This is a genomic window from Actinophytocola sediminis, assembly GCF_054779715.1.
In genome coordinates, this window is sequence record NZ_BAAGXS010000079.1 from 1 (window position 1) to 22,667 (window position 22,667).

A 22,667-nucleotide genomic window follows, 5' to 3' on the forward strand; every position below is an offset into this window, starting at 1 on the left:
CTGGCCGGTCGGGACCGGCCGGCCGCCCCGGTGCCCGACGCCGCGCCGCGCCCGGTGCCACGCCCGGTGCCGCGCCCGGTGCCACGGCCGAGGACCGCGGGCGAGGTCGCCGTCGCGAGCGCGCTGTTGGAGATCGTGGCCGAGAAGACCGGGTACTCGCCCCATGCACTCGACCCGGCCATGGACCTGGAGACCGATCTCGGCATCGACTCGGTCAAGCGGGTGGAGATCGTGGCCGCGTTGCGGGAACGGTTCCCGGCCGCGCCGGACCTCGGGTCGGCCGCGGAGCTCCGCACGATCGGCCAGCTCACCACCCTGCTGGGCACCAGATGAGGATCATCGGGGTCGGCACCCGGCTGACCGACCTGCGGCACGCGCTGTGGACCGACTCGCCGCCGACCAGGAACCCCCTGTTCGACCCGGTGCTGGCGGCCATGACCGACGCCGGCGTGTCCACCGTGGACAAGATGCTGCCGGTCGACTGCCTGGACGAGGTGCCCGCCATGGTGGCCACCGGCGGCACCCTGGTGCTGCACGACGACGAGTCCGCGGTGGTGTTCAGCGCGGACGCGCCGGACGGGCACGCGGCACTCGGCGACGCCGAGGCCGACGAGGTCGAGCACACCGAACAGGGCGACTCGCTGACCGACCTGGTCACCGCCGTGATCCGGTTGCGCCACCGGATCCTGCCAGGCCCCCGGCCGTGGGTGACCCGAACGGCTGACCGCCGCCGGGTCGCCGCGGTCGGTCCGTTGACGCTGGTCGCCGACTCCGCCGCGGACGCGGGCGGCGCGGTGGCCTGGCATCCCGACCGGGACGCGCTGCTGGTCCCGTTGTCCGCCGACGACCCCGCCGGCCTGGCGGCGCGCGCCCGCGAGGTCGCCGAGCTGATCGACGCCGGCGGTCATCCTCGGGAGCTGCCCCGCTCCCCCGGCGCGGGCCGGCTGACCGCCGTGGTGGTCGGCCGCCACCTGCGGCAATTGCGCGCCGAGCTGGACACCGCGGCCCGTGACCTGCCCGCGCTGGCGTCCACCTGGTCCACTCCGGCCGGCAGCTACTGCACCGCGCGACCACTCGGCCGCACCGGGCGGGTCGCGTTCGTCTATCCGGGCGGCTTCTCCGCCTACCCGGGCGCCTGCGGCGACCTGTTCCGGCTGTTCCCGTTCCTGCAGGCGGGTTTCGAGGCCGAGACGGCCGCGCCCGCCGACCGGTTCCGGCTCGCGCAGCTGTATCCGATCACCCCCGACCGGGGTCGCACGCTGCGCGAGGACGCGGTCACGTTGCTGACCGCCGGCCTGAACTCCGCCGTGCTCGGCACCCGGCTGCTGCGTGACCTGCTCGGCATCCGGCCGGACGGCGCCATCGCCTACAGCTTCGGCGAGCTCACCTCGCTGTTCGCGCTCGACGTGCTCGACCTCGCCGACTGGTCCGACCGCGCGCTGCGCGACAGTCCGGTGTGGACAGACAGGCTCAGCGGCCGCCGGTCCGCTGCCCGCGACGCCTGGCGCAGGCCAGCCGGTCCGGTGTGGGCGACCCACGTCGTGCTCGCCGGCGAGCACGAGGTGCGGGCGGCGTCGCGCGGTCTGGACAAGGTCTTCCTCACCCACGTCAACACGCCGACCGAGACGGTGCTGGCTGGCGATCCCGCGCAGTGCGCCGAGGTGCTCGCGCGGATCGGCCGCCCGGCGGCGCCGTCGCCGGCCAACCACATCGTGCACTGCCCGCTGCTGGCCGACACGGTCGCCGACTTGGCCGCGCTGCACGACCACCCACGACGGCGGCCCTCGCCCGTCGAGCTGTTCTCCTCGGCACCGGCAGGCGAGCGGGTCGGCCACACGGTCGCCACCGCGCTGTCCGCGCCGCTGGACTTCCCCCGCATGGTGGAGGCCGCCTACCGGCGCGGGTTCCGGTACTTCGTGGAGGTCGGGCCGGCGGCCGGCTGCACCCGGTGGATCCGGGAGATCCTCGGCACCCGCGACCACCTTGCCCACTCGCTGGACCAGCGCGGGGCGTCGACCGACCGGACGCTGGTCCGGCTGCTCGCCGGACTGGTCAGTCACGGCGTGCCGGTCGACCTCGACCGGCTGTTCCCGCCCGCGCCGCTGCTGGTCGCCCAGGAGCTCGTGCTGGCCAACCGGGAGGTGGTGCGCGCCGCCACCGCCGCCCAGCGCGCGGCGCTCACCCGGCTGGCCGCGGCCAACCACGACCGGAACGGAACACCATGACCGAGCAGCCCACCGTGCTGGTGCCGGCACGCGCCGACCACACCGCGTTGGCCGCCCTGGAGCTGCCCTGCTACGCGGTCCGGCACAACGGCGTGATCCGGCTGACCAACCGCAGGCCGGCCGGCCGGGTGGTGGCCGAGGTGGCGCCGTTGCCGCCGGAACGGCTCGGCTCGGCGCGGTTCCGTCGCCGCCACCGGGTCCGGCTGGCCTACCACGCGGGCGCGATGGCCGCCGGCATCGCGTCCACCGACTTGGTCGGCGCGCTGGCTCGGGTCGGCTGTCTGGCCTCGTTCGGCGCGGCCGGGCTGCCGCCGGAGGCCGTCGAGGCCGCGCTGGGCCGGCTGGGCGCGGAGATCCCCGGGCTGCCGTTCGCCGGCAACCTGGTGCGTGGTCCGGCGGAGGCGCGGACGGTGGACCTGTACCTGCGGGCCGGGGTGCGCTGCGTGGAGGCGTCGGGCTTCCTGGAGGTGACCCCGGATCTGGTCCGCTACCGGCTCACCGGGCTGTACACCGACCACGACGGCCGGGTGGCGGCCGACAACCGGGTGATCGCCAAGGTGTCCCGGCCGGAGGTGGCCGCGCGGTTCTTCGCGCCGCCGCCGGCCGAGCTGGTGGCCGCGCTGGTGGACACCGGCCAGGTGACCGTGGCCCAGGCCCGGCTGGCGCGGCACGCGCCGCTGGCCGACGACGTGACCGTGGAGGCCGACTCCGGCGGGTACACCGACCGCAGGCCGCTGTCGGCGCTGTTGCCGGCCGTGCTCCGGCTGCGCAACGCGCTCGGGTCGGCGGTGGGGGTCGGCGCGGCGGGAGGCATCGGCACGCCGGACGCGGTGGCCGGCGCGTTCGCCACCGGGGCGGACTACGTGGTGACCGGCTCGGTGAACCAGTCCTGCCACGAGGCCGGCACCTCCCCGGCCGTGCGCCGGCTGCTCGCGCTGGCCGGGATCACCGACTTCGTCACCGCGCCCGCGGCCGACCGGTTCGAGCACGGCGCGGAGATCCAGGTGCTGCGCACGGGTTTCCCGGCCCGCGCGCGCCGGCTCTACGAGCTGTACCGGACCCATCCCGGCGTGGAGGCCATCCCCGCCGACGAACGGGCGGAGCTGGAGCGGGAGGTGCTTCGCCGGCCGGTCGAGCACGTGTGGCGGGACGTGGTCGCGTTCTTCGCCCGCCGCGACCAGCGGGTGCTCGACCAGGCGGCGCGGGACCCGAAGTTGCGGATGGCCCTGGTGTTCCGGTGGTATCTCGGCATGGCGACCCGCTGGGCGACCACCGGCGACCGCGACCGGGCCGATGACTACCAGGTGTGGTGCGGTCCGGCGGTCGGCGGCTTCAACGACTGGGCGCACGGGACGTACCTGGCCGATCCCGACCGGCGCGGCGTGGTCGACGTGGCCAACCACCTCATGGCGGGGGCGGCGTTCGCGACCAGGGTGTGGCAGTTTCAGTTGGCCGGCGTGGCGTTGCCGGCGGAATGCCGTGAGTACCGGCCGCGCGCGGCGGCCTGAGCGGGGTCACTCCTCGGAGAACGACCGGGGGTCCACCTCGAGGAGTTCGGCCAGCGCGATGATGTCGCGATGCCGGTTCAGCCTGCGCTTTCCGTTTTCCACCATCGAGAGAAAGCCCTGGGACAGGCCGACCAGTTCGGCGGCGGTCCGCTGGCTCAACCCCCGGCGGCGGCGACTGGCCCGCAACCGGCGGCCGAATTCGACAGAGCCCGGCAGGACGTCGTCGTCGTCCTGGTCCGACGGCAGCGCCAGCCGGTGGGACAACGTGCGACAACCTGAATTACCACATTGCGAACAGTACATCGAGGCCCCGTTGATCACAGGTCCACCCTTCCGTTCCCCGCGCCATGGTACCGACCTGACCACGGTATAGGCCGGACACCGAAATCACGGGGCGACCGGGGGTCGATTCACGCGGAAAACACCGACCAGTCACCCGGTCACGGGAAAACGGCACGACTATCGGTCACGTAATCGCGCGCGTGGGCGATCAACACTCCCCACAATTGCCAACTACCCAGTGTTCACCAGCAGCCCGAAGTGGTTAATTGGCGCATCGCGCCGAACAACAGAAACGCTATTCCGGCGAATCCCCAGACAATCCGCGACACCCGAGGGTAGGGCTGGCCCCACCGACAGCAGGGGGGCTAGCCCCGTTCTGCGCGCGGTGCCCGCGGCACGACTATTGGTCACCCAAACAGGTCACGTGACCAACTTGGTCGATGTGCTGGAGGAACACGGAATGACAGTGCGAAAATCCAACCGAACGCGGTGGCTGGCCGCGGCCTGCGTCGCCTGCGCGGTCGGCCTCGCGGTCGGGCTACCCGCGGGCGCCGAGGAGGCCGCCGACTGCCGGCACCCCGGGGCGGGGGCGCCTGCCCTGTCCTGCGAGCCGGTCGCGGCCGACCGCGGGTGGCGTGCTCGGCTGCTCAACCAGCCGGGCGAGTTCGCGCGCCCGGCGTCGGTGCGCGTCGACGGCGCCCACGCCCAGGTCAGCAATCCGCGCGGACTGCTCACCGAGGGCCAGGGCGCCGCGACGCTCACCACGACCGAGGACGACGACACCCGCCTGGTGATCGACTTCGGCGTGCCGGTGAGCGGCTACGTCGAGATCGGCGTGGACCAGGTGGCCGGGGCGCCGCTGCGCGCCTCCTACGCCGAGTACGCGGACTACCTCGGCCGCGAAGGCGACGCGTCCACCCAGCCGGACGACTTCTTCTACCTCGGTCGCACACTCGGTACCGACGACGATCCCGACAGCCGGGCCGACGTGTTCGCCGCGACCGCGAACAGGACCGTGCTGCGCAGCCCCGGGCTGCGGGGTTCGCAGCGGTACGTCGCGGTGACCCTCGACGGGCCGGGCACCGCGCGGATCGACTTCGTGCGGGTGCGGCAGACCAACTTCCCGGGCACCGCGGACGGGTACTTCCTGTCCAACGACGAGGCGCTCAACCGCGCCTGGTTCGCCAGCGCCTACGGGGTGGACCTGTCCACGGTCCGGGACACCCGGCGTAACCCGGACGGGCGGTGGGTCATCGTCGACGGCCCCAAGCGTGACCGGGTCGCCTACGCGGGCGACCTGCGGATCGCCGCGTTGTCGGCCTACCACCAGGGGTCCGGCTACCGCGACGTCGTGCGGGACACGATCAACCTGTTCGCCTGCCAGCAGGCGCCGGACGGCTCGTTCCCGGCGGCCAGCCTGGTCGACGTGCCGTGCGCGCCGGACGACCCGGGACCGCCGGACGGCTCCCCCGCCGGCTACGAGCCACCGGAGGAGGCCGGGCTCGCGCGGATCGACAGCTTCACCGCGTGGTGGGTGATCGACGTCGCCGACTACCTGCGCCACTCGGGTGACCGCGAGTTCGCCGAGGCGATGCTGCCGGTCGCGCGTCGGGCCGTGGCGTTCTTCACCGAGCGCACCCCGGACGGCGTGCTGTTCCGGACCGACGACTACCACGGCAAACCCGCCTACAACTGGCACCCGCCGGACCGGGCCGTCGGCGTCGACGCGTACACCAACGAGGCGTACTACGGCGCCCTGCGGTCACTTGCCCAGCTGGAACGGTCGGTCGGCGTCGCGCAACACGCCCCGGCGCTCGACGACCGGGCCGAGCGGGTGCGCACCGCACTGCTGGACACGCTGTGGGACCAGGACGCGGGCGCGATGCTGCTCAACCGCGACGACCCCAGGCGAGACCACTCGGCCGACGCCAACGCGGGCGCGCTGGTGTTCGGCCTGCTCGACGAGGACCAGGCACGGCGCGCGCGGGCGTTCCTCGACGACCGGCTCGCCACCCCGTGGGGCACGGCGACCAGCGAGTTCCCCGACAACCCGTACATGAGCCGGTACGTCTCGCCGTACCTGCTGGCCCAGGAGTCGCTCGGCCGCTTCCGGTACGGCGACGGCGCCGGGGCACTGCGGCTGATCCGGACCGCCTGGACATACATGCTGGACACCGGTTCGGGCGCGCCGTGGGAGGAGATCGGCGTGGACGGCACGCCGGCCAACCCCCGCCCCGGCACCCCGCTCGACGACGGCTCGTTCGTCGACCTGGTGCACGCGTGGAGCACCGCGGTGCCCGCGCTGTCGACCGGGGTGCTCGGCGTCTCCCCGACCGCCGACGGGTACCAGCGGTGGACGGTGGCGCCCGACCCGGTCGACCTGACCTGGGCACAGGGGGACGTGCCGGTGCCCGGTGGCACGATCTCCGTGCGGTGGCACCGGCCCGCCGGTTCCTTCGTGCTCACCGTGGGTGCGCCGAGGCACACCACCGGCAGCGTCGCGGTTCCGTTGCTCGGCGCGGAGCGGACCATCGCCATGGACGGCCGGATCGTGTGGCGGGACGGCCGCCCGGCCGGCGGGGCCGACGCGCACCGCGACGGTGACCGGGTCGTGTTCGACGGCGTGCGCGGCGAGCACACCTTCGCCTGGGCGCGCTAGCGCGGTAGGCACAGCAGGACGAGCGCGTCGGCCAGCAGGTCGGCCTGCCGCTGGCAGGCGCGCTCGTCCAGGCTGGCGGCGTACTCGACGATCATGCCGTCGAAGCGGTGGGTGATGAACCGGGAGATCTCGGCGACCGGGATCGCCGGGACCACCGGCTCGGCCTCGGCGGCCATGGTCAGGTTCCGGTTGAGCAGCTCGATGCCGAACCGGTCGTACATGGCGTACGCGCCGCCGGTGACGCCGTCGCGACGGATCCTGCGCATGCCGAGTTCGAGCAGTGCCAGCTGCAGGCCGATGTGCTGGCGGACCCATCGCCAGTACGCCGCGACGCTGTCCCGGATCGTGGCTTCCAGGCCACGGCCAGGGTCGATGTCGTCGAACGCGGCGAGGAAGGTGTTCGCGCCCCGTTCGGCGACCAGCTCGATCAGCTCGTCCTTGTCGCGGAAGCAGTAGTGCAACGCACCGAGTGGCGCGTTCGCGTGCTCGGCGATCCGGCGGGTGGTCGCGCCCGCCAGTCCCTCGGCGGCGATCACCTCCACCGCCGCGTCGATGATCGTGCGGCGGCGTTCATCGGCGGACAGGTACACCACGTCTGGAGAATGCCATGGTGGCGGGCCGGCTGGTCAGTCGGAGTGTCCGGTGGTCGCGAGCGTCGCGCGGCGGCGGTCAACGCGTCCCGACTCGTGCTCCCGGACCAGCCGATGGAGCCAGTTGGTGCCCCGCAACGCGGCGGGTGTGGCGCGCAGGATCGCGGCGGTCTCGCCGCCGCCGGGGATCTCCTCGCGGCGGACCGCGAAGATCCGCCCGTCGGTGAGCCAGACCCGGCGGCTGATCTCGTCGACCACGCCGTAGTCGGTCGCGTCGCCGGTCTCCCGGAACTCGATCGCGCCGGTCCGCTCGTCGATCAGGCCGGAGATCCTCGCGTCGATGTCGACGAACAACGTGTCGATCGCGCCCGCGGTGGCCAACCGCGCGATGTCGGCGAGGTCGGTGGCCGTGCGCGCCTGCGCGGTGCGCTGCTCGAACAGCCCCCAGGCGTCGCGGAGTTGTTCGACGTGCAGGTCGTCGAGGACCTGCCGGGCGCTGGTGACCAGCGCGATGTCGTCCGGGTCGGGGGCGATCGTGGTGGCCGCGAGGTGCGGATAGCTGCACACCGACCGGAAGATGCCGGCCAGCGGCTCGACGGCGGCGAGGATGAGCGGCAGGTCCTGGCCGGCGAGGATCGGCCGCATCGCCCGGTCGACCTGGCGGGCGTACTGGCGCTGCCGGAGCTTCTGGGCCTCGCTGCCCGGTGACCTGCGCGGCGCGCCAACCGCGCTGGCCAGGTCGGTCGGCATGGCGGGCACGGTCACCTCCATCGGGCGCAGTTCCGGCACGACCTCCAGCAACCGCACCGAACCCTGCGCGAGCTCCAGCACGAACGCCGTCTTGGTGAAGGTCAGCGAGCGCAGCAGCGGCGTGACGTGGAACCGGTCGGAGACCTCGACCATGCCGCTGAGCTGGTTGGGCAGCCGGAAGGTCATCAGCGCGGCCGGCGTGACGAACACCGCCAGCGTGCCGGCAAGGTAGCGCCAGAACTCGTCGTCCTCGGTCAGGTCGGCCAGTTGTTCCGCGACCGAGGCCACCATCTCGGGGTCGGTGCCGGCGTCGCGGAGTTGGCCGACCGCCGTCACGGTGAGGTCGGTCAGCGCGATCCGTTCCGCGTCACCGGCACTCACCGACCGGGTCGGCAGGTAGAGCGAGATCGCGACCGGTGATCTGGTCGTCAGCAGCCGGGTGATCTGTGCGCGGCTGGGGATGTCGGTGTGCAGGCTGGTCACGTAACGGCTCCTCCCGCTCACCGTCCAATGTAGAACCGATGCGCTGGTCCCGCCACGGCAGCGGTCACCGATCGGTGGTCGTGGCCAGTTCGTCGAAGTAGGGCTTCATCGCCGGGTAGTAGTCGTCGAAGTCCGGCCGCGGTGCGCCATCGCGGGCGGCGGTGAGCATGTCCAGGTAGTACTCCCAGCCGGGGCCGACCTCGCCGATCGTGTCCACTGTGTCCAGATGGTGCACGAGACGCAGTTCGGTCGAGCCCCGCTGTTCGGACAGCAGCAGCTCCAGCCCCCAGGTGCCGAACTCGTCGGCCATGGAGACGGCCAGCCGGTGTGGTGGTTCGCAGGCGTCGATCCGCAGGTCACACCATGGTGTCTGGTCCTCGAACGCCAGCTGCACCTGGATCGTCCGGCCGGGTGCCGCGTCGCCCTTCCACGGACCGAACCAGCGGGCGGTGCGCTCGGGTTCGGTGATGCTGGCCCACACGTCGGTCGCCGGTGCGCGGAAGGTGCGGGGCAGCACCAGGTCGGCGCCGATGGCGGTGCGCAACAGCCTGGCGGTGGGGGTCATGCGGTGTGTTCCTCTCGATGTTCGGCGGACTCACGGGCGCGGCGGTCGCGGCGCGTGCGCTGCACCTCGGTCTCCAAGGCGTCCAGGCGTTGTTGCCAGCCGGCGGGGCGGACGAACTGGGCCAGCCAGTCGACCAGTTCGGCGAACCGGTGGCTGTCGAGTACGTAGAACCGTTGCCGGCCAACGAGTTCGTCGTGCACCAGACCGCTGTCGCGCAGTACGCGCAGATGTCGGGAGACCGCCGGCCTGCTGATCGCGAAGCCGTCGGCGAGCTGCCCGGCGGAGAGCCGCTGCTGGCGCAACCTGACGAGGATTTCCCGGCGCACCGGGTCGGCTATCGCGCCCGCGATCTGATCCACCCGGGAAGGGTAACCATGTGGTTACGCGTAATGCAAGCGCGCTACTCGCCGACGAGGCGGGCGATGGTGGTCAGGGTGGCCTGGTCGCCGGAGACCAGCATGGTGGTCACCAGCGACTCCTCCCACACGGTCAACTCGTCGGCGATCTTGGACGGCGGGCCGACCAGCGCCACCCGCTCGACCATCGGCAGGGTCACCGCCGCGGCGGCGTCGGCCTCGCGGCCGGCCAGGTAGTGGTCCTGGACGCGCGCGCACTCGGCCGCGAAACCCATCCTGGCGAACACGTCACGGTGGGTGGTCGAGCCGAGCCCGCCGATGTGGCGGGCCAGCGCCGGTCGCACGCGGTCGGCGGCGACCTCCGGATCGTCGTCGATCGCCACGTGGACCCGGCAGGCGACCTCGAAGTCGAGGACCGAGCGTCGCGCACCCCGGCGGGAGAACCCCTCCGCGAGCGCCTCCCGGTAGGGCTCCTCGACCCAGGGCGAGTACATCATCGCCAGCCAGCCGTCGGCGATCTCCGCGGCCAGGGCCACGTTCTCGTGTCCTTCGGCCGCCAGGTAGATCGGCAGGTCGGCGCGCAGCGGGCGCAGGGTGGAGCGCAGCGGCCCGGTCCCGTCTGCGGCCGGCAGCTGGTAGTGCGCACCGGCGAACTCGGCGGTCTCGCGCCGGATGATCCGCCGCAGGATCTCGACGTACTCACGGGTGCGCGCGAGCGGCTGCGGATACGACTGGCCGTACCAGCCCTCGCCGACCTGCGGGCCGGAGGCACCGAGACCGAGCACGAATCGGCCGCCGGTGAGGTGGTCCATGGTCATCGCCGCCATCGCGGTGGCCGCGGGCGTGCGTGCGGACAGCTGCATGATCGAGGTGCCGAGCTTGATCCGGGACGTGCGGCTGCCGTGCCAGGCCAGCGGGGTCAGCGCGTCCGAGCCGAACGCCTCGGCCGCCCACACCGAGTCATAGCCGAGCACCTCGGCGACCCTGATCCGGGCGGCGAGGTCCGGCGGCGGGCCGGGACCCCAGTAACCATGTGCCAGGCCGAGCTTCAATGTCCTCACCCGTTCGCTTGCTTTCATATCTATCATACATAGTTTAGATACCCAGCGACGGGCGTGCGTAAACCTGGCATCACGTCAACTTGTAGGCCCGGATCATGGTCTGGTCGACCGTGTTGCCGTCCCGGTCGGCCGCCGACGCACGCAGGGACACCGAGGTCGCGCCCGCCGGATGCTCGAGTACGGCTACCTGGCGCGACGAAACCGGCACCCGGTGCCACGACGTGCCCTCGTCGTAGGAGGCCTCGACCGTGAGCCGCACCGGGTGATCGAGGACACCCCGCTCATCCCGTACCTGCACCGGGACGAGTGCCGGCCTCCCGGCCGGGGCCGCGCCGGCGGCGTCGAGCCGAGGCAGGAACCGCACCGTGTTCAACGGCAACGCCCGCTCACCGTCCACATGGGAGGATCGGAACGTCCACTCGGCACTGATCGAGGTGGTCAGGTCGAAGGCCGCGGCCCTGGTCGCCTCCGTGGTGAGCCGGTAGTCGCCATCGGCCGCCGGCAGGCCCGCGAAGACCCCGCCACCGGCCTGCGGTGACTCGCCGAGCAACTCCTCGCCACGGTACAGCTTCGTCGAGCCGGACTCGGTGTCGGTGAACCCGGCGTTGCCCGCGCCGTCGGTGAACAGCGGGATGTCGGCCACGACCTCGTCGGCCGAGCGGTAGGCCCACGGAGTCGACGCCGCTGGCAGACCGGGCCCGAACACCGGGTGGTTGAACCGGTCGCGATAGGTGCGGCCGGCCCGCAAAGCCCGCAGCGGCGCGGTGAAAGTGGCCACGGGGTAGTAGCCGTCGAGGTAGACCCACAGGCTCGGCTCCCAGCGCACACCCTCGGTGGTGACGTAGGTCGTGGTGGACTCGGGAAGTGTGATCTGGTTGCCGCTGACCCCCGCCCACAGCGAACCGGACGCCGGCTGGGGTTGCCAGTAGTGGATGGCGAAGTCGCTCAACGCGTTCGGACCGAGGTCCGCGTGCACCGTCGCCAACTCCTCCTGGCGCACCACCTTGGTGAATCCCGCCGGGTACCGGTCGAGGAACCAGATCAGGGCGTACAACTCGCCACCGGCGCCCCACCAGTCGCCGTTCAGCCATGCGGCGAACTCCTGATCCGGCAACGGATCCCCGAGCTGCGCGGTCCGCATGCCAGTCAGGTCACCGGACAGGAGTCCGCTGACCAGCGCGGTGTCACCACTGCCGTGCTGGTACATGATTTCGGCGAGGCCCAAGGTGACCCCCTGAGGCGGGGTGACGCTGATCGGCTTCGCGTCGGCGAAGTCGACCTCGATCGTCTGGTCGCGATCCAGCACGACTCCTGGTCGCACGATCTTCGCGTAACTCGTGCCGTCCTCGGTGAGCGCCTCGAAGTCGAGCAGGTACGGGCCAGCGGGCAGGCGAAGAGTGACCGAGCCGTCCACGACGACGGCCTGGTGCCAGGTGTACTCGGTCAACCCGACCGCGGTGACGAGATACAGGTCGGCCGGATTGGCCGGGTCCTCGGTGAAGTTCAGGGTGAGGTCGTAGCTCTCCTCCTCACGCGTGATCCCCACCGGGGTGCGGATGACCGCGTCGCCGGCGGTCGCCACGACCACGCCGGAGTACGCGCCGTCGGCCGGGCCGGAGCGGGGATCACCGGTGACCGTCACCTCGGCCGTGCCGCCGGCGGGGACGGTGATCTCGTTGGCGCTCAACGAGAACACGTCCGTCGGGTCGCCATTCGGATCCGTCGCCGCCAGGGAGAGCGTGTGCGTGCTGTCGGTGTCGCCGAGGTTGCGGTAGGTGAGGGTCCTGGTGACCGGCTCGTCGTCCTCGCGCGGCCACGGCTGGATGCCCAGGCTGAGGCTGGACGGCTCGGCGACCACGGTCGCGTCGATGGCTCGCGCCAGGTCGACCCGGCCGCTGCCCTGTTCGAACACCGTGAGCTCCGGTGTGGGGACGGCCGAGCCGGCCAGTGCGGCCTTGAGCCGCTGTCCCGGCCAGTCGGGGTGTTGCTGCGCGAGAAGCGCCGCGGCGCCGGCCACGTGCGGGGCGGCCATCGAGGTGCCGGACAACGCGGTGTAGCCCTCGTCCACGGGTGGGCCGATCGTGCCAGCGGCGTGCAGCGCGGCCACGATGTCCACGCCCGGCGCGGTGAGGTCCGGCTTGATGCCGGCATCCCCGACCGTCGGACCAGTCAGCGAGAACGGGGCCAGCAAGTCGTCCCGATCGACCGCGCCGACGGTCAGCGCCGCCGGAACGCTGCCAGGGGAGGCCACGGGATCGCTGTTCCGGGGCCCGTTACCGGCCGCGATCACGAACAGCACGTCATGTTCGGCGGTCAGCGACTCGACCGCCTGCTCCAGCGGGTCGACCTCGGGGGTGTCCCGGCCGCCGAGGCTCATGTTGATGATGTCGGCGTCCTGCTCGGCCGCCCACTCCATCCCGGCGATGATCTCCGAGTCGAGACCGAACCCCGTGTCGTCGAGCACCTTCCCGTCCAGGATCTCGGCGCCACTGGCGATCCCCCGGTACTTCGCACCGGTGCCGGCCACGATCGACGCGACGTGCGTACCGTGCCCGGCATTGTCGACGTTGTCGGGCGAGGCGCTGAAGTTCTGCTCGGCGATCTCCCGGTCGGCGAGGTCCGGGTGGGTCTGGTCGACACCGGTGTCAAGCACCGCGACCCGCACCCCCTCCCCGGTCAACCCGGACTCCCAGGCGGCGGGGGCACCGATCTGCGCCGCGCTGCGGTCCAGGACTGCCTGCCGTTTGCCATTCAGCCAGACCCGGCGCACCCCGCTGGCGGCGGTGCGCACGCCGATGCCGTCGGTCAGCGCCTCCCAGGTCGTGGTGTCCTTGGCCGCGGCCACCGCGACCCCGTCGACACTCGGTAACGCACGGACGGTCCCCGCCAACCGAGGGGCCGCCGCGCCCGCCGCATGCGTGACGATCAACGGCACGGTGTCACGGCGTGCGTCGTCGTAACCGAACTCGATCAGCGTGGTGATGTCGAACAGTCGCCGGTCCAGTTGTCCCGTAGCGACCAGCTTCTTGGCATCGTTCGGGACGACATGGACGTGTCCGCCCAGGGTGGACCGCGTGAAGGTGACGTTCTCGCGGTTATGGCCCGGCTTGACCGAGACGCCGCGTTCGCCGATCAGGGTGACCTGGTCGCCCGTGACCAGGGTGACCGTGGTGCCACCGGATCTCGCGGCTTCGGCCGACCCGCCCGGCGCGGCGGACGCCTGCATAGTGCTGAACACCAGTCCGACAATGGCGACGCCGATCCCAAGCTTTCCGCCGATGCGCACCTGAACCTCCGCATTGTCCGCTTCGCGGAAGCATGATCGCACGGCGACGTTGGCTTCAGGTAAGGATTCGCGGCCTCAGAGTGCGTTCCAGGTCCATGGCCGGGGATGCCGGCCGCGGAGGCAGGCGATTCGGTGATGGACTTCGCGAGCGGCGGTCGCGCTGGTAGCGGCCTTCCGAAGTGCGAAGCAGGTCCACCGCAACTCGGCGATGTCGGCCAGGGTTCGGTAGTCACGATGGTGGGTGATGTCGAACCCGCCGTACCCGTCGACGAACGACCGGTACTCGTGGTCCGAGATGCGTGCGAAGTCGGTGTAGTCGGCGGCGATGAGCACCAGATCCCACACCTGCCACCCGAGAGAGACGTTCTCCAGGTCCAGGAGTATTGCCCGGCCGGTTTCGGTGACCGCGATATTGCCTTGCCAGGCGTCACCATGAAGCAGTTTTGCTTCGCCCGGTGGCCGGTACCGGGCGCGAAGCTGATCGATGCGGCGCACGAGCCATAACCGTTCGGCTTCGTCAAGAATTCCTGCTTTTTCCTGAACACAGTCGTCGAACCCGGCGAACGGGTCATGCGACGGCAATATCACATTACCGGGCGGCGAAAGCGCATGAAAATTGCGCAGCACCTGAGCGAGTTCCGCAGGAGTGGCCGCGCGATGGTCCGGCAGGTTGACCCACCAGGTGACCGGTCGATTGCCGATGACGAGGTGCTGCGGAACATCCGGAGCGGTCTCGACAACAGGGATTCCTTCGGCGAACAACCACCGGGATAACGCAACTTCCCGTGCGGCGCGATCAATCAGGCCAGGTTGCCCTATTCTGGCAACCACACCATGAGGAAGCCGATAGAGGAGATTCGACCCGTCACGAATAAGGGCGGCACCCGCAGCTTCGATACCCGCCTGACTTGTGGCAGCAAGGAGCACCGGATCGATGGCGCGGTTCACTGCCGCGCTTTCGCTGGTATCAGCTCCAACAGGTCATGTCGCAAGTCGTTCACATCACCGATCCTGGCATATCTGGTGGAGGCATGCGCGAGCCCGTGAAGCTCGCGGGTGATGCGATCAGACCGCAGCAGCGCGGCTTCATCGAGCACCTGACGGCCTATCGTGACGGCGTCGTTCGGACCACCGATGCGCATGACCAAAGTAGCCAGTCGAGTGCGCGAAAATACCCGCGATCGCGGATAGTTCTTGCCATGCAACGCGACAGCATTACGAAGCCTGGGGGCCGCGATCTCCGGATCATGTTCCGCGTGTGCAAGCGGAATCAACGCCTTTCCGATACTGCCGTGATGTTCGGCCTGGTCATAGTAGGTCAACCACGGCGGAGTCGACTCGTCAGCGCTGTCGTGAAAATAGGCGTCGGCCTTGGCGATTTCTGACCGCGCTTCGCCGTGCCGACTGGTCACTGCGAGCAGGCGCGCGCGAAGAGTATGGAGCATCGCTCGTGCCGTGTTGACCAACCGGTCGGCGCGCACCTGGGCGAACTCGATCATCGAGAGTGCATCGTCGAACTCACCAAGATATGCGGCCTTGCGGGACATCTCTGCGAGAGTATTCGCACGCAGACCCCACGATCCACTGTGGTCAGCACACCACAACGCGAAGCGGAAACACTGATCCGCCGCCGTGTTGGCGGAAATATCGAACGCCGCGTACGCGACCACGCTGGCGAGGTTCCCGACAGCCTCAACCATCGCACGTCGGACATCGTCATCAGCACGTGCGTCCAACAGCTTCCCGGCCCACCGAAGCTGTGTCACCGCGGCTTCGCACGACAGCCCACCCCCGAAAACATTCTCCGCTGTCGCAACGGCCCGAGTCGTGGAACGGACATGTTCCACGTCGCTCCAACTGATCCGATCAGGCACCGGTGTGTCAACCGAAATCTGGCGCAAGAACTCGCCCGGCTCGCTGCCGAGCCCCGCCGACGCGAACGCGCAGGGAACCGGACCCCTGAGTTGGCGGTGACTCCCTCCGTCGCGAAGCTGATCGGCCTGTGCCTGCGCGTCTGTGAGGACCGCATCGCGACTGTGGCGCTCATGCCGTTCACGAGCGTTCACCAGCTCGAGATAGGTCTGAAGCAACACTCCACACGCGTCGAGGGCGGTGTCGAGTGCCTTCCACATGTCCATGTTGCCCAGACCGCGCCCTCGCTCCAGGTGCGCGATGGTGGTGCGGTCCACAAACACCCTGGTCGCCAGCTGACCTTGCGTGAGGTTTGCGGCCGCACGGAAGGTCGCGAGCCTTTCGCCCAGTACGCGACGCTGATCCGTGAGCACGCGTGGGTCCTGCCCCGTACGCCTCTCCACCGCCACAAACTACCTCAACTGAGGGTGCTCGTCTTGTGACGGCCCGTGTGACCGATCCGGCCACTCGCTACCCCACCTCGACGGCCACCAGCGACGGTCAGGTCAGACGCGCCTGACCATGGCGCGACCGAAGGCGGGGAGTGGATGCGGTGGCGAGCGTGACCGAACTGGACATCCTCATCGAGGAAGCCGGCAGGCGCGGCTACCTGTGGCACCAGTTTCGACCAGACCACCATGGTCCGGAGGTTCTGGCCGGTGTCTTCCAGTGGGACCGATGTGCTGACGTGGTGGTGCTCACCGATGAGAAGGGCACGCACGCATACCGCACGCCGACCGATCCCGCCATCGACGTGTTCGCGCCCGCGCACGTCCACTGGTGGTACGGCCGAAGCGACGACACCGTGAAACTACCCACGGTCGGCGCGATCTTGCCTGGGGTCTGCATGGTCTGGATCCTCCGTGCGTTGCTGACCCTCCCCATGCCAGCCGAGCCCGGTGGCTCGCCATCGCTCATCCCCGCCCCGAAGGGAACGGGGGTACCCGGCGAACGGGTTCCTGTTCGCATACGAAGGCGGGTTGGCCGTGACAGGTTGGGAGTGTTCGCATGAGTGGATCTCGTCACTACCTGGCCGCGCTCAAAGCGCTACACGAACTGTTCGTCAACTATCCGGTCCGCGCGAAGATGTCCTCGATCCATATCGCAACGGACTCGACGGGACGGATCTCGATCTTGGCTTACCTGGACAAGACTGATCCTGTGGTGTCGGCCGCTGGAACAGTCGAATGGACACGCACTCTTACCAAGAGTAAGAGCTGGGCGTGGCGCACACCCAACAGTAATGAGTTCTACGTTGCGACCGTCGGCTACGCGCCCGAGTGCGCCGAGATGCAGATCGCCGTCCTGGCCGGACCGGTTCCACACGACTGCTATCTCGACTTCGACCTCGAGCCGGACTTCTCAGAAGAGTTGAGCGCTAACGTGGTGTACCGATGGCTCGGTGACGAGATCGCGAACAACTGGCCCTTCGAGCCGCTCCCCACCGGCTGGAACCAACTCACGACACATACTGGAGCGAAATTGTGACAGCTACACCGTTTGCCCTGGTCAGTGCGGAAGATCGGGACAAGATATTCGCGTACGGGCTGGATATCGACCTACCGTCCGGCCGCGAGGTGATCACGTTTCGTCGCGACCCCACTGGACAGTGCCTGTTCGGCGTCCATCGGACCGTGGAAGCGGCGCGACAGCGATTCAGCACCGTCACGCCTGTGGAACTCGTCTGGGAACCTGGTTGTCATTGTTGCCTGTGTGTCACCGGAAACGAGGACTGCGATCTCGACGGCGCCTGCGCAAGCCATATCAGCTGACACCGTGGCTACTTACGCGCCTCGGCGGGTGTTGGCTACCAGGGTGGTCGCGGCCGTGGCCAGCATTGAGGAGTCGTTGCTCATGATCAGGAAACCGAAGCCCCGAGCGGCCAGTTCCCGGGCCCGCGCCGCGTCCGCGCCGAGAGCGAAGCCGCAGGGCTTGCCCCTGCTGGTGGCGACCGCGAGCACCGAGTCGATCAACTCGGTCACCTTCGGGTCGGTCGCGGCGACACCCATCTCCATGGACAGGTCGGCGGCGCCGATCAGGACTCCGTCCACGCCGTCCAGCGCGAGGATCTGGTCCGCGGCGCGCATCGCCGTCTCGCTTTCCAGTTGTGGCAGGCACAGCGCGCGTTTGTTGCCGAACTCCAGGTACTCCGCGCGCGGCAGTCCGCCCCAGCGGCCCGCCCGGCTGGTACCACCGGAACCACGTGTCCCCGCCGGGGGGAACCTCGTCGCGCGCGCGACGGCGGTCGCCTGTTCCGGAGTGTCCACATGGGGCACGAGCACTCCCCCGGCACCCGCGTCCAGCACCCGCTGGATCATCGACGCGCCATGGTCGGGAACCCGCACCAGCGGCGTCACGCCATGCGCCGACGTGATCGCGATGAGCGTGTACACCGTCTCCAGGCTCAGCAGGGTGTGTTCCAGGTCGATGACCACGAAGTCGAACCCCGCGGCGGCCGCGATCTCCGCGGTGTCGGGCGCGGGGATCTTCAGCCACGTCCCGATCGGCGGGAGGTCGCCGGTCCTGTCGAACATCATGCCTGCTCCGTAACGGTTCGGTGCTCTGCGGACCAGAAAACGATCTTTCGGTTGCACACCACGACGATCGCGTGCAACGCCAGGCCGATCGCGGACAGGATCACCAGGACGGCGAACGTGCGTGACACGTCCAGGGTGAAGTTCGTCGCCTGGATGACATAGCCGAGGCCGGCGTTCGCGCCGACGAACTCGGCCACGATGGCGCCGGTGACCGACAGTACGACCGCGACGTCCAGGCCGGCGAAGATGTGTGGCAGTGCCGAGGGAATCTGCAGGCGCCGCAACACGTCCAGCCGGCTCGCGCCGAACGATCGGAGCATGTCGATCTGGTCGGGATCGGCCGAGCGCAGCCCGAGGATCGCGTTGATCAGCAGTGGGAAGAACGCGATGAGGGCGGTGGTCAGCACCTTCGACGTCATCTCGGTGCCGAACCAGACGACCAGCAGCGGCGCCATCGCCACCTTCGGAATAGTCTGGGTCATCACGATCAGCGGGAACAACGCCTTGTCGAGCGTCCGCGACTGGGTGACCAGGAACGCGCACAGCAACGCCGCGGCGACCGCGAGACCGAAGCCGAGCAGGATCTCCTGCAGTGTCACCCAGGCGTGCTCGATCAGCGAACCATCGCCCAGACCGTCCACAAGCGACGCCACGACGTCGGTTGGTGCGGGCACGAGCACGATGGGCACGTCGAACACCCGCACGGCGACCTGCCAGGCGACCAGGACGAACGCCAGCACCGAAGTACTGAGCACCACCCCGGGCACCGGCCCTCGGGTCTTCTCCGGCGGTGGCTCCAGGTCCTGTTCGATGTCGGCGGGGCCAGCTGATCTGGTCATGGGTCCTCCCACGAGCGCGGCCTAGTGGGCGCTGTTCTCGGAATTGAGTAGCACCCGGATACGACGGACGATCGCGCCGAACTCGGGTGTGTTGATGTTCTCCAGCCCACGCGGGCGCGGCAGGTCGACGTCGATGATGTCGGCGATCCGTCCCGGCCGCGGCGTCATCACCACGACGCGGTCGGACAGCAGCACGGACTCGGGGATGCTGTGGGTGACGAACAGGACGGTCTTGCGGTCCCGCTCCCAGATGTTCAGCAGGTCCATGCCCATCTGGTCGCGGGTCATCGCGTCCAGCGCGCCGAAGGGCTCGTCCATGAGCAGGATCTCCGGGTCGTGCATGAGCGCGCGCCCGATGCCGACCCGCTGCTGCATCCCACCGGACAGCTCGCCGGGATAGCGGTCGGCGAACTCCGACAACCCCAACATGGTCAGCATCTCGGCGGCCCGGTCCTGGGCCTCCCTCGGCGTCAGCCGGCGGTTGATGTCCTGCGATATCAACAGGTTCTTGGTCACCGTGCGCCACGGCAGCAGCAACGGCTGCTGGAACACCGTGCCGAGCCGGTGCTGGTGGTCGTCGACCTCGCCGGAGGTGCGCTTCGTGAGTCCCAGTAGGACCTTCAGCAGCGTGCTCTTGCCGCACCCGCTCGGGCCGACGATCGAGACGAACTCACCTCGGGCCACCGAAAGACTCACGTCGTGCAGGGCGTTCACCACGCGCGCGGGACCGCGCCTGGTCCGCCGGGTGGTGTATCGCTTGTGGACATGCCGCAACTCGACGGCACAGTCGATCTGCGCGACGGTGGTGCCAACGGTGTCAGCCATGGTGTCCCTCCTCGGTGGTGCCGCCACCCATCTCGGCGGTGACCCTGGCGGCGGCCTCGGCGAGCAACGCCGTCTCCTTGACGCTCCCGTCCGGCGGCAGCAGATGTGCGGTGCCGACGAAGGCGAGCGTGGCGCAGATCGCCGACTTGTCGAAGACCGGCGCGGCGATCACGCTGATCCCCCGCGCGTTGATGATGGGCTCGGTCAGCCCTCGGTCGCGGATCCCGTCGATCTGCTCCCGAACATGCATCCGCTGGTCGGCCGGGAGTGTCCCGAGTAGCCGGTCGGCGGCGAGCTGGTCGGGCAGGAACGCCAGGAAGACCAGCGCCTGCGCGGCGTTCAGCGGCAGCTGGGAGCCCATCCGAACCGTGACGATGGTGCCATGTGAGTCGTCATCCTCCACATGGGACACTACCGGACCCGACGGGCCCCACAGGCTCAGCACGACGGTGAGGCCGGTGACCCTGGTGAGGTCGCGCATGTGTGTCGCGGCCACCTGGATGACCTTGCGACGGCCGATGGCGAACGCGCCGAGCTGCAGCAGCAGCCGCCCGGGGGTGAACACCGAGTTGCGTTCCTCGGTGCGCTCCAGCAGGCCGGCGGCCTCCAACGAGGCGAAGTACCGGTGCAGCGTGGTGCGGTTGAGACCGAGCCGCTCGGCCGCCTCGGCGACGGTGATCTCCGGGGTCTCCGGCGCGAACAACGTCAGGATCTGCGCCGTGCGGGACACCGCCTGAATGTCCCCGTTCGACGCGGTACCCGTCTCGGGTCCACCTGACGTCATCGTCGTCCTCACCTTCGCCGTCATGTCCATCAGCCGAACATGATGTGCGGAAACATAGAGCATCTTCCCGGAGTCGGCAACGGATCGCGGCAAATTCGGGGGTTGACATCTCTCATGGTGAACATGAAGTGTGCATAGTGAACATTACGAAGGGGGTTCACCCGCAATGTCTCCACCCGACGCCCTGGTCCGCGTACTCCGTGGCTCCGTCGACCTGCACTGCCACTCCGGCCCAAGCCCGTTTCCCCGCGAGCTCGACCACGCGGAGGCCGCCGCCGACGGCGACCGGATCCAGTTACGCGCGATCCTGGTGAAGTCCCACCACCACAGCACGGTCATGGACCTGCTCGCGATGCGCGACCGGCTCGCCGAGACCACCACCGCCGCCTACGGCGGGATCGCGCTCAATAGCCAGGTCGGCGGCATCAACCCGTACGCGGTGGCGATGGCGCTGCGGATGGGCGGGCGCGCGGTCTGGTTCCCGACCTTCTCCTCCGGCCGGCACATCGAGTGCCATCCCGAAGGCGACGGCTTCCCCACCACGGCGGTGCCCGTGCCCTCAACGCAGGTGGACTTCGTCGACGCCGCGGGCGAGTTGCTGCCCGAGGTCTACGAGGTGCTCGACTACATCATCGAGGCCGGCGCGCTGCTGTCGGGCGGACACAACCACCCGGACCTGATCACCCAGCTGTTCACCGCGGCCAAGGCGCGCGGCGTGCGCCGGATGGTGATCAACCACCCCAACTTCGTCATCGGCGCCGACCCGGCACAGTGCCGTGAGCTGGTGGGCCTCGGCGCCTACGTCGAACACGAGTGGGGCATGTACGACCCGGAGGGCTACCGCAAGTGGGACCCCAAACAGCTCATGGACTGGATCGAGCAGATCGGGCCGGAGCACACGGTGCTGGCCTCCGACCTCGGCCAGGCCGGCAGGCCGCGTCCGGTCGACGCGCTGCTCCGGGTCGCCGCGACCCTGCTTGACCTCGGCCTGCCAGAGCGGGACCTGCAGCGGATGACCCGCGACAACCCGGCGTTCCTCCTCGGCCTCGACGACTAGCGAGACGACCAGCGAGACGACCAGCGAAAGGCGGATCCATGTACGACAAGAGCGACGCCCGCGCGAGCCTCGCCACCGCACCCGGCCCGACGCCACAGGGCAGGGTCGCCGCCCCGGAGTTGCTCGACTTCGACCGGCAGGAGCCGCAGGAGACCACGGCCGCCGGCAGCCGGTCGTGGCTGGGGCGCGGGCAGAACTTCGTGCTCGCCTACACCTCGGCCCGTGCCGGTGACCCGTTCGTCCGCAGTGGACAGCCCGACGAGTACGTCGTCGTGCTGCCCCACGACGAGTCCAGCGTCGAGGTCACCGCGGGTGGCGAGACCGTGACGGCGACCGGCCGCACGATCGTCGTCGTACCACCAGGTGACAGCACGGTCACCGCGACCGTCGACTGCGACCTGGTCCGGCTGTTGACCGTCCGTGCCGACGACCTCGCGCAACGTTGCGGCAACGCGGAATCCTATGTGGAGGACCACCCGCACGTGCCGCCGTTCGTCGCGTGGCCGGACCCGCCTGCCGGCTTCCGGATCCGGACCTACCCGGTCGCGGACCTCGAGCGGTCGCCGGACCGGTTCGGCCGGATCTTCCGGTGCAGCACGTTCATGGTGAACTTCCTGTTCCCCCACGAGGGCCCTCGGGACACCACCAAGCTCTCCCCGCACCACCACGACGACTTCGAGCAGTGCTCGCTCGCGGTGCGCGGTGAGTTCGTCCACCACATCCGTACCCCGTGGACGACCAGGCTCGACGACTGGCGCGAGGACGTGCACCATGCGTGTGGGAGCCCGTCGGTCGCGGTGATCCCGCCGCCGACCGTGCACACGACACAGGCGACCGGCAGGGGAACCAACCAGCTCATCGACATCTTCTGTCCGCCACGGGCGGACTTCTCAGCCAAGCCAGGCTGGGTGCTCAACGCCGAGGAATATCCGGCACCCTGAGTTTCTGG

21 protein-coding genes are annotated in these 22,667 nt (G+C 69.8%); 8 read left to right on the top strand and 13 right to left on the bottom strand.

Annotation, left to right across the window (positions count from 1 at the left end; all coding sequences use genetic code 11):
- From ACYVIP_RS36775 to ACYVIP_RS36785, 3 genes are all read left to right on the top strand, one after another.
- Positions 1-333 (top strand): phosphopantetheine-binding protein (locus tag ACYVIP_RS36775; RefSeq protein WP_460404988.1); only part of this gene is annotated, 333 nt, incomplete at its 5' end.
- Positions 330-2,225 carry a hypothetical protein gene (locus tag ACYVIP_RS36780; protein ID WP_460404990.1) on the top strand — a complete coding sequence of 632 codons (1,896 nt, stop codon included), beginning with the start codon at positions 330-332 and terminating at the stop codon, positions 2,223-2,225. The genes ACYVIP_RS36775 and ACYVIP_RS36780, both read left to right, overlap by 4 nt.
- Complete coding sequence (locus ACYVIP_RS36785) at positions 2,222-3,733, top strand: PfaD family polyunsaturated fatty acid/polyketide biosynthesis protein (RefSeq protein WP_460404992.1); 1,512 nt, start codon at positions 2,222-2,224, stop codon at positions 3,731-3,733. The genes ACYVIP_RS36780 and ACYVIP_RS36785 overlap by 4 nt, the downstream gene beginning before the upstream one ends.
- A 6-nt stretch (positions 3,734-3,739) precedes the next feature.
- Here the strand turns inward: ACYVIP_RS36785 and ACYVIP_RS36790 are convergent, their stop codons facing one another.
- Entirely contained in the window at positions 3,740-3,997 is a 258-nt protein-coding gene (locus ACYVIP_RS36790) for a helix-turn-helix domain-containing protein (RefSeq protein WP_460404995.1), read from the bottom strand.
- Between the two features lie 478 nt (positions 3,998-4,475).
- Between ACYVIP_RS36790 and ACYVIP_RS36795 the strand changes: the two genes are divergently transcribed.
- Positions 4,476-6,674, top strand: coding sequence for an alpha-L-rhamnosidase C-terminal domain-containing protein (locus ACYVIP_RS36795; protein ID WP_460404997.1), 2,199 nt, complete (start codon positions 4,476-4,478; stop codon positions 6,672-6,674).
- On the opposite strand, the gene ACYVIP_RS36800 is transcribed toward ACYVIP_RS36795, so the two are convergent.
- The 8 genes from ACYVIP_RS36800 to ACYVIP_RS36835 form a co-directional block, all read right to left on the bottom strand.
- A complete protein-coding gene (locus ACYVIP_RS36800) occupies positions 6,671-7,267 on the bottom strand; it encodes a TetR/AcrR family transcriptional regulator (RefSeq protein WP_460404999.1) in 597 nt (198 codons plus the stop codon). The genes ACYVIP_RS36795 and ACYVIP_RS36800 overlap by 4 nt on opposite strands.
- A gap of 33 nt (positions 7,268-7,300) precedes the next feature.
- Entirely contained in the window at positions 7,301-8,497 is a 1,197-nt protein-coding gene (locus ACYVIP_RS36805) for a baeRF11 domain-containing protein (RefSeq protein ID WP_460405001.1), read from the bottom strand.
- 64 nt (positions 8,498-8,561) lie between these two features.
- Complete coding sequence (locus ACYVIP_RS36810; protein ID WP_460405003.1) at positions 8,562-9,062, bottom strand: SRPBCC family protein; 501 nt, start codon at positions 9,060-9,062, stop codon at positions 8,562-8,564.
- On the bottom strand, positions 9,059-9,421 hold the full coding sequence (locus ACYVIP_RS36815) for a metalloregulator ArsR/SmtB family transcription factor (RefSeq protein WP_460405004.1): 363 nt from the start codon (positions 9,419-9,421) through the stop codon (positions 9,059-9,061). Before ACYVIP_RS36815 ends, ACYVIP_RS36810 begins: the two co-directional genes overlap by 4 nt.
- A 41-nt stretch (positions 9,422-9,462) precedes the next feature.
- Complete coding sequence (locus ACYVIP_RS36820; RefSeq protein WP_460405207.1) at positions 9,463-10,470, bottom strand: LLM class F420-dependent oxidoreductase; 1,008 nt, start codon at positions 10,468-10,470, stop codon at positions 9,463-9,465.
- A gap of 79 nt (positions 10,471-10,549) precedes the next feature.
- Positions 10,550-13,717, bottom strand: coding sequence for a S8 family serine peptidase (locus tag ACYVIP_RS36825; protein WP_460405006.1), 3,168 nt, complete (start codon positions 13,715-13,717; stop codon positions 10,550-10,552).
- A gap of 123 nt (positions 13,718-13,840) precedes the next feature.
- Entirely contained in the window at positions 13,841-14,713 is an 873-nt protein-coding gene (locus tag ACYVIP_RS36830; protein WP_460405008.1) for a phosphotransferase, read from the bottom strand.
- Positions 14,710-16,050, bottom strand: coding sequence for a helix-turn-helix transcriptional regulator (locus ACYVIP_RS36835; protein WP_460405010.1), 1,341 nt, complete (start codon positions 16,048-16,050; stop codon positions 14,710-14,712). The genes ACYVIP_RS36830 and ACYVIP_RS36835 overlap by 4 nt, the downstream gene beginning before the upstream one ends.
- Positions 16,051-16,238: 188 nt before the next feature.
- On the opposite strand from ACYVIP_RS36835, the gene ACYVIP_RS36840 reads away from it, so the two are divergent.
- Together ACYVIP_RS36840 and ACYVIP_RS36845 are read left to right on the top strand one after the other, a co-directional pair.
- Positions 16,239-16,688 carry a hypothetical protein gene (locus tag ACYVIP_RS36840; RefSeq protein WP_460405012.1) on the top strand — a complete coding sequence of 150 codons (450 nt, stop codon included), beginning with the start codon at positions 16,239-16,241 and terminating at the stop codon, positions 16,686-16,688.
- Positions 16,685-17,164, top strand: a complete 480-nt coding sequence (locus tag ACYVIP_RS36845; protein ID WP_460405014.1) for a hypothetical protein — start codon at positions 16,685-16,687, stop codon at positions 17,162-17,164. The genes ACYVIP_RS36840 and ACYVIP_RS36845 overlap by 4 nt, the downstream gene beginning before the upstream one ends.
- A 296-nt stretch (positions 17,165-17,460) precedes the next feature.
- Here the strand turns inward: ACYVIP_RS36845 and ACYVIP_RS36850 are convergent, their stop codons facing one another.
- The 4 genes from ACYVIP_RS36850 to ACYVIP_RS36865 are packed head-to-tail and all read right to left on the bottom strand — an operon-like array spanning position 17,461 to position 20,661.
- Positions 17,461-18,213 (bottom strand): HpcH/HpaI aldolase family protein, encoded by a 753-nt coding sequence (locus tag ACYVIP_RS36850; protein ID WP_460405016.1) that lies wholly within the window; start codon positions 18,211-18,213, stop codon positions 17,461-17,463.
- Positions 18,210-19,052 (bottom strand): ABC transporter permease, encoded by an 843-nt coding sequence (locus ACYVIP_RS36855; protein ID WP_460405018.1) that lies wholly within the window; start codon positions 19,050-19,052, stop codon positions 18,210-18,212. The genes ACYVIP_RS36850 and ACYVIP_RS36855 overlap by 4 nt, the downstream gene beginning before the upstream one ends.
- A gap of 21 nt (positions 19,053-19,073) precedes the next feature.
- The gene (locus tag ACYVIP_RS36860; protein ID WP_460405020.1) at positions 19,074-19,877 is read right to left on the bottom strand and encodes an ABC transporter ATP-binding protein; all 804 of its coding nucleotides are present in this window, start codon (positions 19,875-19,877) and stop codon (positions 19,074-19,076) included.
- Entirely contained in the window at positions 19,870-20,661 is a 792-nt protein-coding gene (locus ACYVIP_RS36865) for an IclR family transcriptional regulator (RefSeq protein WP_460405022.1), read from the bottom strand. Before ACYVIP_RS36865 ends, ACYVIP_RS36860 begins: the two co-directional genes overlap by 8 nt.
- 166 nt (positions 20,662-20,827) lie before the next feature.
- Here ACYVIP_RS36865 and ACYVIP_RS36870 point away from each other — a divergent pair, with 166 nt between their 5' ends.
- Complete coding sequence (locus tag ACYVIP_RS36870) at positions 20,828-21,718, top strand: DUF6282 family protein (protein ID WP_460405024.1); 891 nt, start codon at positions 20,828-20,830, stop codon at positions 21,716-21,718.
- Between the two features lie 38 nt (positions 21,719-21,756).
- A complete protein-coding gene (locus ACYVIP_RS36875) occupies positions 21,757-22,659 on the top strand; it encodes a cupin domain-containing protein (RefSeq protein ID WP_460405026.1) in 903 nt (300 codons plus the stop codon).
- The last annotated feature ends 8 nt before the right edge of the window (positions 22,660-22,667 follow it).